The following is a 12,009-nucleotide window of genomic DNA, read 5'->3' on the forward strand; positions in this document are numbered from 1 at the left end:
GCGAAGCGCCCCAATATCCGGCAACAGCGGGGTCAGGAATTCACCGCAACCAACGGTTACGGCTGCTGTGCAGCCGGTCGGGGATGAATCCCCTCACCACAAAGGCTCGCTCCCACAGTAGAAGACTGTTGGCTGGATGTTTGAAGAATGTGAGCTAGATTGCACCCCATGTCTTTGCCTGAACCGCTGTTCGATTACGACGCCCGTCTCGCGGCCTGCGCCCGCGGCGAGCACTCGGCCCTGCGCGATTTGTACGTGCAGGAAGGCCCGCGCCTGCTCGGCGTGGCCAAGCGACTGGTACGTGACACGGCGCTGGCCGAAGACATCGTGCATGAGGCGTTCATCAAGATCTGGAACTGTGCGGCGCAATTTGATCCGGCGCGCGGTTCAGCGCGCGGCTGGATGTTCAGCGTGACCCGGCATCTGGCGCTGAATCTGCTGCGCAATCAGGCTCGGGAGACGCCGTTCAGCGAAGATCATGAAATGCCCGCGAACGAAGATGACGGCTTCGATGCCCAGGCGCATTCAGGGCGCATCCATCGCTGCCTGGAACAACTCGACCCACAACGCCGAAGCTGCATCCTCCACGCCTATGTCGATGGCTACAGCCACGCGCAGATTTCCCAACGGTTGGACACGCCGCTGGGCACGGTCAAAGCCTGGATCAAACGCAGCCTCAACGCTTTGCGGGAGTGCATGGGATGACCACTGAATCGGCGCAGGAACGCGATGAACTGGCCAGTGAATACGTGCTCGGCACCCTGTCGGCGCCAGAGCGCGAAGCGGTGCAACGGCGCCTGCCCCACGAGCCCGAGCTACAAGCGGCGGTGGACGCCTGGGAGCGACGTTTGCTCGACCTGACCGATCTCGCCGGGACGCAGCAGCCATCGCCGCACTTGTGGCCGCGTATCGAGCGCAGTGTCGAGCAACTCTCACGAAAAACACCGGCTCCGGCGCCCACCTCATGGTGGAATCTGCTGCCGCTGTGGCGTGGGCTGAGCGCGTTCGGACTGGCCGCGACGCTGATCCTGGGCTCGATTCTGCTGACCCAGACCACGCCGAAACCCAGTTATCTGGTGGTGCTGGTCGCGCCGCAGGACAAGGCACCGGGCTGGGTGATTCAGGCCAGCAACGCCCGGGAAATTCAGCTGATCCCGCTGGGCGTGGTCGAAGTGCCGGCGGACAAGGCGCTGGAGTTCTGGACCAAGGCTGACGGCTGGCAAGGGCCGGTGTCGCTGGGGCTGGTCAAACCGGGGCAGACGCTGTCGGTGCCGCTGGATAAATTGCCGCCGCTGCAACCGAATCAGCTGTTCGAGCTGACGCTGGAAGGCGCCAATGGCTCGCCGATCGGTAAACCGACCGGGCCGATTCAGGCGATCGGCCGCGCCGTCAAAGTGCTTTGAACCCGCGTCAACCGGCCTTGGCCATGCAGCGTTTGTAGCGCTCATCCACGCGTTTGGCGAACCACGCCGTGGTCAGTTTGCGGGTGATTTTCGGGCTCTGCAGGACGATCCCTGGCAATACCGCGCGCGGCAAGGTCTTGCCTTCAGCCTTCTCGGCCAGTTCGAACACCCGTTGATAAAGCCTGGTGTCTTCAAACTCCAGGGTTTTGCCCTTTTCCAGTTGATCGCGAATCGTCGGGTTGCGCAGGCCCAGCGCTTTGCCGAGGGTGCGCACCGCCAGTTCGGTGCTGCCGGGCATGATCGAGTCGTAGCGAATCAAGTCGCCATCCAGCGCCAGCGGAATGCCCGAAGCTCGGCTGACGGCGTTCTGGAACGCGGCATTGCGGCTGGCGTACCAGCCGGCATTGAAGTCGGCGAAGCGGTACAGCGGCTCGCGGTAACTCACCGGGTAGCCAAGCAAATGCGCGATGCCGAAGTACATGCCGCCTCGGCGGGTGAACACTTCGTGGCGGATCGTGCCGTCTACCGGGTATGGATAGTCCTTGGCGTGCTGCTCGGCGAATTCGATGCTGACCTGCATCGGTCCGGCGGTGTGTACCGGGTTGAAGCCGCCGAACAAGGTGCGGCCCATCGGCACCCTGCCGATGAAGTCGTCAAAAATGGCGCTGAGTTCTGTTTCAGTGCGCGCCGCGTTCAAGCGTTCGCTGTAGGTCTTGCCGTTGGTGGAGCGCACTTGCAGCGCGCCGCTGACCAACAGGCCGGGGATATGCACTTTGGCGGCACGACGGTCGATTTCGTCGCGGGCAATCTTGCCCAGCCCCGGCACCGTCGGGTCGACCTGATAGGTCGATTCCTGCTCGGCCACGGCCAGCACTGAACAGAGATTCTGCGTGGTCGGGCTGATGTGCTGAGCGGCGAACGCGGCGTAGATGTCGGTGGCCCAGCCCTCGCGGTCGGGCACCTTGGCCGGCATCAGCCGCACGATTTCGGCCTTCACTTCAGCCGGCGCACGCGGCGCCGGCTCCTGACTGCGCTGGCCGGCGCAACCGGCGAGCGCCAGCAGCGCAGCGAGGGTAATGAGTAATCGCATGTTGCTCCATCCAGTCCATTAAGCCCGGACACCATACACAATCCGTGTAGGCGCTGCCGCAGGCTCGGGCCGCGATCGGACGATCTTTTGATCTTGTCTTTTAGAAACCAAGTCAAAAGATCGCAGCCTGCGGCAGCTCCTACAGGTGCATGGGTGTTTTCAGGGGTGATGACAAACTGATTGCAAAACGTTACTGCGAACTCCTATCATTTGCACCTGGAGTCGTATTTGCGCAAGGAGTTCCCCGCGCCGCCCTATTTTTTCTTACCGGCCCTGCGCCTCCAGGTACGAATACATGCCCGCTTCAGTTCGCCTCGCTGTCCCGTTCCGCCCGACGCTTCTCGCCCTGCTGTGCTCCCTGACGGTCACCGCCCACGCTGCCGATGAAAACGGCAAGGCGCTGGTGCTCGACAATGTCAACGTCAACGCCCAGGCACCGACGCCCAACGCCCTGCCCCCGGTCTACGCCGGTGGTCAGGTCGCCCGTGGTGGTCAACTCGGCGTGCTCGGCAATCAGGACATGATGGACGTGCCGTTCAGCGCTGCGTCGTACACCGAACAGCTGATTCAGGATCAGCAAGCGGAAAACGTTGCCGATGTCCTGCTCAACGATGCCTCGGTACGTCAGGCTTCGGGCTTCTCCAACCAGGCGCAGGTGTTCATGATTCGCGGCCTGCCGCTCAACGGTGACGACATTTCCTATAACGGTCTGTACGGCGTGCTGCCCCGGCAGATCATTTCCAGCGACGCCCTGGAACGCGTGGAAGTGTTCAAAGGCCCGAACGCCTTCATCAACGGCGTGACCCCGACCGGCTCCGGCATCGGCGGTGGCGTCAACCTGCAGCCTAAGCGTGCCGGCGACGAGCCGCTGCGCCGCTACACCACCGACATCAACAGCGAAGGCCGGATCGGTCAGCACCTCGATATTGGCCAGCGTTTCGGCGAAGACAACCGCTTTGGCGCGCGGGTCAACCTGTCCCAGCGCGAAGGCGACACCGGCATCGATCACGAAAACCAGCGTTCGAAACTGTTCGCCATCGGCCTCGATTATCGCGGTGACGCGCTGCGTATTTCCGGCGACTTCGCCTACCAGAAGGAACGCGTCAACGGTGGCCGCAACTCGGTCAACCTCGGCACCGCCACGCACATTCCGGACGCGCCGTCGGCCGACACCAACTACGCGCCGAAGTGGGGCTACACCGACATCGAAGACACCTTCGGCATGCTCCGTGCCGAATACGACCTGAACGACAACTGGACCGCGTACGTCGCCGGCGGCGCCAAGCACACCCGCGAAGTCGGCCGCTACAACTCGACCACGCTGGTGGGCAACAATGGCGCCTCGTACACCACCGGCTCGTTCATCCCCCACGACGAGGACAACACCAGCCTGATGGCCGGCCTCAACGGCAAATTCAACACCGGCGCGGTCAGCCACAAGTTCAATTTCGGCCTTAGCGGTCTGTGGGCCGAACAGCGCAGCGCCTATGATTTCGACCTGACCCAGTACGCCAACAATATCTACCACCCGGTGGAAACCCCGTCGCCGGTCGGTAATTTTTCCGGCGGCGACCTCAGCGATCCGGGCATCGTCGGCAAGACCTTCAACCGCAGCCTCGCACTCTCCGACACCCTCGGTTTCTTCGATGACCGCCTGCTGATCACCGCAGGCCTGCGTCGTCAGCAACTGGTGGTGCAAGGCTACAACTACGCCAATTACGGCAGCGGCAGTCGCAAGTCGAGCTACGACGAATCGATCACCACGCCGGTCTACGGCATTGTCTTCAAACCGTGGGAGCACGTGTCGTTCTACGCCAACCACATCGAAGGCCTGGCGCAAGGCCCGACTTCGCCGACCAGCACCGGCGGTTTGCGCGTGACCAACGGCAACGAAGTCTACGCACCGGCACGCTCCAAGCAGACCGAGGCCGGGGTCAAGGTCGACATGGGCACTTACGGCGCGAGCCTGGGCGTGTACCGCATCGAGCAGCCGAGCGATGGCTACTGTGAAATCAACAGCGCCACCACCTGCACCTACGTGCGTGAAGGCGAGCAGATCAATAAAGGCGTAGAGATGAACGTGTTCGGCGAGCCGATCAACGGCCTGCGTCTGATCAGCGGCCTGACCCTGATGGACACCGAACTGCGCAACACCCAGAACGGCGCCAACGACGGCAACCGCGCCATTGGCGTGCCGAGCTTCCAGTTCAACGCCGGCGCCGACTGGGATGTACCGGGCCTGCAAGGCGTGGCGCTGAATGCGCGGATGCTGCGCACCGGCGGCCAGTACGCCGACGCGGCCAACAACCTTAGCCTGCCGACCTGGAATCGCTTCGATGCCGGTGCGCGTTACGCCTTCAAGGTCGCGCAGAAAGACGTGACCCTGCGTCTGGGCGTCGAAAACCTGGCGAACAAGAAGTATTGGGAATCGGCGCAGGGCGGCTATCTGACCCAGGGAGAGCCACGGGTGGCGAAGTTGTCGGGCACCATCGATTTCTAAGCGTCATCCCGCCGTAACAAAGGCCCCGCAGCTTTACCGTTGCGGGGCCTTTTTTGTTTTTTGTGGCGGGTGGTAAGCCCCCTTCGCGNGAATGCGTTCGACTGTGGGAGCGAGCCTGCTCGCGAAGAGTCCGGCACTGGCTAGCCTTTCCATCTGATCCATACTTGCTGCACAGCCAACGGAGGACAGGCTCATGCACCGCAGCGACGTACTGATCATCGGCGCCGGCCCGACCGGTCTGGTGCTGGCTCTGTGGCTGAGCAAACTGGGCGTGCGCGTGCGCATCATCGACAAGACGTCCGCGCCCGGCACCACTTCGCGGGCGCTGGCGGTGCAGGCGCGCACGCTGGAGTTGTATCGCCAGCTGGATCTGGCCGACACCGTGGTGCGCAACGGGCACAAGGTCGCGGCGGCGCATTTCTGGGTCAAGGGCAAACCGGTTGCGCAGTTGTCGCTGCAGCGCATCGGCGAAGGCCTGACGCCCTACTCGTTCATCGAAATCTTTCCCCAGGACCAGCACGAACGGCTGCTGCTCGAACGCCTCGAAGACTATGACGTGGTGGTTGAGCGCAACACCGAACTCGAAAGTTTTGAAGAACTCGGCGACGGCCTCACCGCGCATCTGCGCTTGCCCGACGGGCAGCAGGAAATCTGTCAGGCATGCTTTCTCGCGGGCTGCGATGGCGCGCGTTCGGTGGTGCGCAAAACCCTCGACACCGGTTTCCCGGGCGGCACCTATCAGCAGATTTTTTACGTCGCGGATGTGCAGGCCAGCGGCCCGGCGCTTAACGGCGATTTGCACCTGGATCTGGACGAAGCGGATTTTCTCGCCGTCTTCCCGTTGGCCGGCGAAGGCCGTGCGCGATTGATCGGCACGGTGCGCGATGAACGTGCCGATCGCGCCGAAACCCTGCAATTCGCCGACGTCAGCCGCCGCGCCATCGAACACCTGAACGTACACATCGACGAGGTCAACTGGTTCTCCACCTACCGTGTGCATCACCGCGTGGCCGAGCACTTTCGCAGCGGTCGGGCGTTTCTGCTCGGTGACGCGGCGCACGTGCACAGCCCTGCCGGCGGCCAGGGCATGAACACCGGGATTGGCGATGCAATCAACCTGGCCTGGAAACTCGCCGCCGTGCTCAACGGCAGCGCCACGGCGCAACTGCTCGACACTTACGAAACCGAGCGCATCGCCTTCGCCCGGCGGCTGGTGTCGACCACCGACAAGGTGTTCACTTTCGTCACCGCCGAGGGGCGCATCGCCGATCTGCTGCGCACGCGCCTGGCACCGTTTCTGATCCCGAAAATGGCCACGTTCGAGGCCAGCCGCGAATTCCTTTTTCGCACCGTTTCGCAAGTCACCCTCAACTATCGCGGCATGCCGCTGAGCCAGGGCACGGCCGGCCACGTCCACGGCGGCGACCGCTTGCCGTGGGCGCATGATGGTGAGGGCGATAATTACGAGCCGCTACGCCAGCCCTGCTGGCAGGTGCACGTGTACGGCGACACCAGCGACGAGATGATCGCCTGGTGCCACGAGCATCATTTGCCGCTGCACGTGTTCGATTGGCGCCCGGCGTTTGAAACGGCGGGGTTGGGGCGTAACGGGTTTTATCTGCTGCGCCCGGATACCTATGTGGCGATTGCCGACAACAGTGCGGATCCGAAGGTGATTGAGCGGTATTTTCGCGATCACGGCATCCGGCCCTACTTCAACTGCCCCTGACACAGCACAAATCAAATGTGGGAGCGAGCCTGCTCGCGAATGCGTCGTGTCAGTCAACATGGATGTCTGCTGAAAGACCGCTTTCGCGAGCAGGCTCGCTCCCACAGGGGCTAAACGTTGGACGTCAGATCCCGGCCAGCGCCAGATCCATCGCAAAGTAAGTGAAGATCAGGTCCGCACCCGCGCGCTTGATCGCGCCCAGGCTCTCGCGCACCACGCGGTCCTCGTCGATTGCACCGGCCTGCGCGCCGAACTTGATCATCGCGTACTCACCGCTGACCTGATACGCCGACAGCGGCAGGTTCGAGGCTTCACGGATGTCGCGGATGATGTCGAGGTACGCACCGGCCGGTTTGACCATCAGCGCATCGGCGCCTTCCTGCTCGTCGAGCAGCGATTCGCGCAGGGCTTCACGGCGGTTCATCGGGTTCATCTGATAGCTTTTGCGGTCGCCCTTCAGCGCACTGCCGCCGGCTTCACGGAACGGGCCGTACAGCGCCGAGGCGAACTTGGTCGAGTAGGCCATGATCGGAATCTGGGTGAACCCGGCGGCGTCCAGCGCTTGGCGGATCGCCCGCACCTGACCGTCCATCGCTGCCGACGGCGCGATCACGTCAGCACCGGCACGCGCCGCCGCCACCGCTTGCTTGCCGAGGTTGATCAGGGTCTGGTCGTTGTCGACTTCGTGGTTGTGCATCACGCCGCAGTGGCCGTGATCGGTGTATTCGCAGAAACAGGTGTCGGACATCACGATCATTTCCGGCACCGCGTCCTTGGCAATCCGCGACATGCGCGAGACTAGGCCGTCTTCACGCCAGGTGTCGCTGCCATTGGCGTCCAGGTGATGGGACACGCCAAAGGTCATCACCGACTTGATCCCGGCACGGGCATAACGCTCGATTTCGCTGGCCAGCTTGCGTTCGGGAATGCGCATCACCCCGGGCATGCTCTTGATCGGCACGAAGTCATCGATTTCTTCTTCGACGAAAATCGGCAGCACCAGATCATTCAGGCTGAACTCTGTTTCCTGGAACAGGCTGCGCAGGCTCGCATTGCGGCGCAGACGGCGGGGACGTGCTTCGGGGAACTGGCTGGACATGAGGCTTTCCTGAAATCGGAAGATGAGACGAAAGTCGTAGGGGGCGAAGCTTATGCCTTCGCTGGGTGCAGGTACAAACCTGGATCAATCAAGACAGCATTACCGAGAGCGCAATAATCCGTCAGGCAACACACGTTCACTGTAGGAGCTGCCGCAGGCTGCGATCTTNGGTCAAAAGATCGCAGCCTGCGGCAGCTCCTACAGGGGATTTGTGTGGGGTTACGAGGGAATGGTCAGCCCGCGAACAACCGCCGGTCGCGCCAGAAAGCGCTCCAGCACCCGGGTCACATTCGGGAAATTGCTGATCCCCACCAGATCGCCCGCCTCATAGAAGCCGATCAGGTTGCGCACCCACGGGAACGTGGCGATGTCGGCGATGGTGTAGCGCTCGCCCATGATCCAGTCGCGACCTTGCAGACGTTTGTCGAGCACGTTGAGCAGGCGTCTGCTCTCCTCGACATAGCGGTCACGCGGACGCTTGTCCTCGTAATCCTTGCCGGCGAATTTGTTGAAGAAGCCGAGCTGGCCGAACATCGGGCCGATACCGCCCATCTGGAACATCAGCCACTGAATCGTCTCGTAACGCAGCGCGCCTTCCTGGGCCAGCAACTGGCCGCTCTTGTCGGCGAGGTAGATCAGGATCGCGCCGGACTCGAACAGCGCCAGTGGCTGGTCCTCGGGGCCATGAGGGTCGAGGATCGCCGGGATCTTGTTGTTGGGGTTCAGCGAGAGGAATTCCGGTGACATCTGATCCTGGGTGTCGAAGCCCACACGGTGCGGCTCGTACGGCAGGCCGATCTCTTCGAGCATGATCGAGACCTTGACGCCGTTGGGGGTCGGCAGGGAATAGAGCTGAATCCAGTCGGGGTACTGCGCCGGCCATTTCTGGGTGATCGGGAACGCGGACAGATCGGTCATGGGAAACATCCAGTCACATGGAAAGCGCTGATCATAATGTAGGAGCTACACGAACCGTAACATCCTGCGGGTAATGTGCATGAACCAAACCGGCCTCAGAGGACTCTGAGCTATGCCCTTCGTAACGGAAGCGCGACACACGACATGGACAACACCCGGCGCAGGGAGCCCGTGGTGCAAGGGTTGGTCAGCCCCCACCGAATTTTCTGAAGAATTCTGTATTCAATGACGAACCTCATGAGTTTCGCCAAACGCTTCAAACATCGCGCCTGCGTGGCCCTGCCCTCCCTGTTGGCGGTCAGTGCGCTGACCTTGTCGCTCGAATCGAGCCAGATTCGCGCCCAGCCGGTAGACGGCACCCAGACCCTGGTTTTCCTGCGCCACGCGGAAAAGCCCGCCGGCGGCCTCGGCCAGCTCAACTGCCAGGGCCTGAACCGGGCGATCGAGCTGTCGACCCTGCTGCCGGAAAAATTCGGCAAGGCCGATTACGTGTTCGCCGCCGACCCGACACGCAATGTCGAGGAAGGCGAACGGGACAACTCCTACAGCTACATCCGCCCGCTGATGACTATCAGCCCCGCCGCGATCAAGCTCGGCCTGCCGGTGAACATCGAGTTCTCCGCCAACGATACCAGTGACCTGGCGCGGGAACTGACCGAAGACAAATACCACAACGCGACGATCTACACCGCGTGGTCCCACGGTTATCTGCCGGAGCTGATCAACAAGGTCGCGGGCAACGCGGTCGGCGAAAAGCAGACCATCACCGACGACTGGGCGGCGGGCGATTTCGATACGCTGTATGTGCTGACCCTGACCTGGCACAACGGCAAGGCCAGCCTGCAGAGTCACAGCTACAAGCAGGGGCTGGATAACGGCAAGGCGACCTGTCCGACTTGAGGGATTGGCTGTTTGTCGGTTCCTCATCGCTGGCAAGCCAGCTCCCACAGGGTTTGGGTGATGCTTACATTTACAGCATCCCTAAAACACTGTGGGAGCTGGCTTGCCAGCGATTGGGCCAGCAAAGCCACCCTCAAACCCGCTGGTTCACTCGCTCGCGCAAATACTCCAGCACCGCCCCGCGCTCCCCGGCAAACTCGATCCGCCCGCCCTTTTTCTCACGCTGGAACGCATACATCGGGTCGTAATATTCACGCAGCAACACGCTGATCCAGTCACGGAACTGCTCGACCGATCCGCTGCGCGCCTGCTCGGTCAAGGCCTCTTCCATCTGCAGGAACATCCGCTGATGGCGCTCGCCGCCCAGCCGGCGCTGGATATTGTTCAAGCTAGCAATCAACCGCTCGGCATACAGCGCAAAGCCCTGCTCGCCGTGCACGGCGACGAACTCGGCGTGCAGGTTGATCACATAGTCCTGCAGAATCCGCTCGACCCGCTGTTCCAGGCTGTCTTCCAGCCAGACCATCGGCGCCACTTGCATGCCTCGGTACAACGGCAGTGGCAAGGCACAACTGCCGACTACCCGGCTCTCGTCTTCCAGCACAAACTGCTGGACGCCGCCGGCGCGTTTTTTCAACACATCAACGGCCAGACGGTTTTCGAAATCGATATTGGTCGGCTGCCCAGTGGCGCGCTTGCCGAAACTCGATCCCCGATGATTGGCGTGGCCTTCCAGATCCAGACCATTGCGCAACTGCACCAGCAGTTCGGTCTTGCCGGTGCCGGTCATGCCGCCCAGCAACACCAGATCGCACTCGGCCACGGCTTGATCGATGGTTTCCAGCAGGAACGTGCGCATAGCCTTGTAGCCGCCGCCGACACGCGGGTAATCGATCCCGCCCTCCTCCTTGATCCATTGCTGGACGATCTGCGAACGCAAGCCGCCGCGAAAGCAATACAGGTAGCCGTCGGGGTGCGCCTGGGCAAACTCGACCCAACCCTGAATACGCTGCTCCCGGACCTCGGCAGACACCAGCCGCTCACCCAGAGCGATGGCGGATTGTTGTCCGTGTTGCTTGTAGCAAGTGCCCACTTGCTCGCGCTCGCGGTCGTTCATCAGCGGCAGGTTGACCACGCCGGGAAATGCGCCGTGGGCGAACTCGACTGGCGCGCGGGCGTCCATCATCGGCCGGTCGTTGAGGAAAATGTCGCGGTAATCGGTGCAGTCGCGGTACATCAGATCACCTCGACTGCGTGGGTCTGTCGCTCAACCAGCTCGCCAATCGGCGCCAGGTCCAGGCCCAGTTCGGTGGCCACGGCGAGGAACTCGTCGTTGCCTTCAGGGGTGACCGCAATCAGCAGACCACCACTGGTCTGCGGGTCGCACAGCACGCGCTTGTGCAACTCCTGCAGACGACCGAGCTTGCTCGAATAGCTGTCGAAGTTACGCAGGGTACCACCAGGCACGCAGCCTTGTTCGAGGTAGTACTCGACGCTGTCCAGACGCGGCACGTGGTTGTAGCTGATGCGAGCGGTCAGGTGGCTGCCATCGGCCATTTCCACCAGGTGCCCGAGCAGGCCGAAACCGGTGACGTCGGTCATTGCGGTGACGCCGGCCAGTTTGCCGAAGCGGCTGCCCGGTTGGTTCAGGGTGCACATCCAGTCACGGGCCACACCAATGTCGCCGGGGCGCAATTTGCCCTTTTTCTCGGCGGTTGTAAGGATGCCGATGCCCAGCGGCTTGGTCAGGTACAGCAGGCAACCGGCGGTGGCGGTGTCGTTGCGCTTCATGTGGCGCTTTTCCACCAGACCGGTCACGGCCAGGCCGAAGATCGGCTCCGGCGCATCGATCGAATGCCCGCCGGCCAGCGGAATGCCGGCGGCGTCGCACACCGCACGCCCGCCGCGAATCACTTCCCGCGCCACCTCCGGCGCCAGCACATTGACCGGCCAACCGAGGATCGCAATCGCCATCAGTGGGTCGCCGCCCATGGCATAGATGTCGCTGATCGCATTGGTCGCGGCGATACGGCCGAAGTCGAACGGGTCGTCGACAATCGGCATGAAGAAGTCCGTGGTCGACACCACACCGCGTTCGGCATCGATCTCATACACCGCCGCGTCATCACGCGAGGCATTGCCGACCCACAGTTTCGGGTCAAGGTTCTGCGCTCCGCTGCCGGCCAGAATCACTTCCAGCACCTGCGGGGAAATCTTGCAGCCACAACCGGCACCGTGGCTGTATTGGGTCAGGCGAATCGGCTCGCTCATGGGAGAGTCTCTGGCAGTTGATGGGGCGGATTCTAGCAGAGCGCGAGCCGGCAGATTTTTGCGCTGACTGTCCGGGCCTCTTCGCGAGCAGGCTCGCTC

Annotated in this window: 10 protein-coding genes; 5 read left to right on the top strand and 5 right to left on the bottom strand. The window is 62.4% G+C overall.

Annotated elements, in window-relative coordinates; genetic code table 11:
• The first annotated feature begins 168 nt into the window (after nucleotides 1-168).
• Together ACTJKS_RS25000 and ACTJKS_RS25005 are read left to right on the top strand one after the other, a co-directional pair.
• On the top strand, nucleotides 169-705 hold the full coding sequence (locus ACTJKS_RS25000) for a sigma-70 family RNA polymerase sigma factor (RefSeq protein ID WP_108182247.1): 537 nt from the start codon (nucleotides 169-171) through the stop codon (nucleotides 703-705).
• The gene (locus ACTJKS_RS25005) at nucleotides 702-1,403 is read left to right on the top strand and encodes an anti-sigma factor (RefSeq protein ID WP_108182246.1); all 702 of its coding nucleotides are present in this window, start codon (nucleotides 702-704) and stop codon (nucleotides 1,401-1,403) included. The genes ACTJKS_RS25000 and ACTJKS_RS25005 overlap by 4 nt, the downstream gene beginning before the upstream one ends.
• A 7-nt stretch (nucleotides 1,404-1,410) precedes the next feature.
• Here the strand turns inward: ACTJKS_RS25005 and ACTJKS_RS25010 are convergent, their stop codons facing one another.
• Nucleotides 1,411-2,493 (bottom strand): DUF1615 domain-containing protein, encoded by a 1,083-nt coding sequence (locus ACTJKS_RS25010; RefSeq protein WP_440829034.1) that lies wholly within the window; start codon nucleotides 2,491-2,493, stop codon nucleotides 1,411-1,413.
• Between the two features lie 295 nt (nucleotides 2,494-2,788).
• On the opposite strand from ACTJKS_RS25010, the gene ACTJKS_RS25015 reads away from it, so the two are divergent.
• Complete coding sequence (locus ACTJKS_RS25015; protein WP_108182244.1) at nucleotides 2,789-4,993, top strand: TonB-dependent receptor; 2,205 nt, start codon at nucleotides 2,789-2,791, stop codon at nucleotides 4,991-4,993.
• A gap of 193 nt (nucleotides 4,994-5,186) precedes the next feature.
• Nucleotides 5,187-6,722, top strand: coding sequence for an FAD-dependent oxidoreductase (locus tag ACTJKS_RS25020; protein WP_108182243.1), 1,536 nt, complete (start codon nucleotides 5,187-5,189; stop codon nucleotides 6,720-6,722).
• A 124-nt stretch (nucleotides 6,723-6,846) separates the two neighbouring features.
• Here ACTJKS_RS25020 and hemB read toward each other — a convergent pair whose 3' ends face one another.
• Both hemB and ACTJKS_RS25030 read right to left on the bottom strand, forming a co-directional pair.
• A complete protein-coding gene (gene hemB / locus ACTJKS_RS25025; protein WP_041074196.1) occupies nucleotides 6,847-7,821 on the bottom strand; it encodes a porphobilinogen synthase in 975 nt (324 codons plus the stop codon).
• A 219-nt stretch (nucleotides 7,822-8,040) separates the two neighbouring features.
• Nucleotides 8,041-8,739, bottom strand: a complete 699-nt coding sequence (locus tag ACTJKS_RS25030) for a glutathione S-transferase family protein (RefSeq protein ID WP_047291489.1) — start codon at nucleotides 8,737-8,739, stop codon at nucleotides 8,041-8,043.
• Between the two features lie 225 nt (nucleotides 8,740-8,964).
• Between ACTJKS_RS25030 and ACTJKS_RS25035 the strand changes: the two genes are divergently transcribed.
• Nucleotides 8,965-9,639, top strand: coding sequence for a histidine phosphatase family protein (locus tag ACTJKS_RS25035; protein WP_108182242.1), 675 nt, complete (start codon nucleotides 8,965-8,967; stop codon nucleotides 9,637-9,639).
• A gap of 133 nt (nucleotides 9,640-9,772) precedes the next feature.
• Here the strand turns inward: ACTJKS_RS25035 and mnmH are convergent, their stop codons facing one another.
• Both mnmH and selD read right to left on the bottom strand, forming a co-directional pair.
• Nucleotides 9,773-10,876 carry a tRNA 2-selenouridine(34) synthase MnmH gene (mnmH, locus tag ACTJKS_RS25040; RefSeq protein ID WP_262949101.1) on the bottom strand — a complete coding sequence of 368 codons (1,104 nt, stop codon included), beginning with the start codon at nucleotides 10,874-10,876 and terminating at the stop codon, nucleotides 9,773-9,775.
• Nucleotides 10,876-11,910: a selenide, water dikinase SelD gene (selD, locus tag ACTJKS_RS25045; RefSeq protein ID WP_108182240.1), complete on the bottom strand. Its 1,035-nt coding sequence runs from the start codon at nucleotides 11,908-11,910 to the stop codon at nucleotides 10,876-10,878. The genes mnmH and selD overlap by 1 nt, the downstream gene beginning before the upstream one ends.
• Between the last annotated feature and the right edge of the window lie 99 nt (nucleotides 11,911-12,009).

It is taken from the genome of Pseudomonas sp. 22189, from assembly GCF_052045635.1.
GTDB classification, from domain to species: domain Bacteria; phylum Pseudomonadota; class Gammaproteobacteria; order Pseudomonadales; family Pseudomonadaceae; genus Aquipseudomonas; species Aquipseudomonas parakoreensis.

Excerpts from the sequence above, each read along its gene's own strand:
- ACTJKS_RS25000 (WP_108182247.1), top strand. The coding sequence starts at position 169 with ATGTCTTTGCCTGAACCGCTGTTCGATTACGACGCCCGTCTCGCGGCC.
- ACTJKS_RS25005 (WP_108182246.1), top strand. The coding sequence starts at position 702 with ATGACCACTGAATCGGCGCAGGAACGCGATGAACTGGCCAGTGAATAC.
- ACTJKS_RS25010 (WP_440829034.1), bottom strand. The coding sequence starts at position 2,493 with ATGCGATTACTCATTACCCTCGCTGCGCTGCTGGCGCTCGCCGGTTGC.
- ACTJKS_RS25015 (WP_108182244.1), top strand. The coding sequence starts at position 2,789 with ATGCCCGCTTCAGTTCGCCTCGCTGTCCCGTTCCGCCCGACGCTTCTC.
- ACTJKS_RS25020 (WP_108182243.1), top strand. The coding sequence starts at position 5,187 with ATGCACCGCAGCGACGTACTGATCATCGGCGCCGGCCCGACCGGTCTG.
- hemB (WP_041074196.1), bottom strand. The coding sequence starts at position 7,821 with ATGTCCAGCCAGTTCCCCGAAGCACGTCCCCGCCGTCTGCGCCGCAAT.
- ACTJKS_RS25030 (WP_047291489.1), bottom strand. The coding sequence starts at position 8,739 with ATGACCGATCTGTCCGCGTTCCCGATCACCCAGAAATGGCCGGCGCAG.
- ACTJKS_RS25035 (WP_108182242.1), top strand. The coding sequence starts at position 8,965 with ATGACGAACCTCATGAGTTTCGCCAAACGCTTCAAACATCGCGCCTGC.
- mnmH (WP_262949101.1), bottom strand. The coding sequence starts at position 10,876 with ATGTACCGCGACTGCACCGATTACCGCGACATTTTCCTCAACGACCGG.
- selD (WP_108182240.1), bottom strand. The coding sequence starts at position 11,910 with ATGAGCGAGCCGATTCGCCTGACCCAATACAGCCACGGTGCCGGTTGT.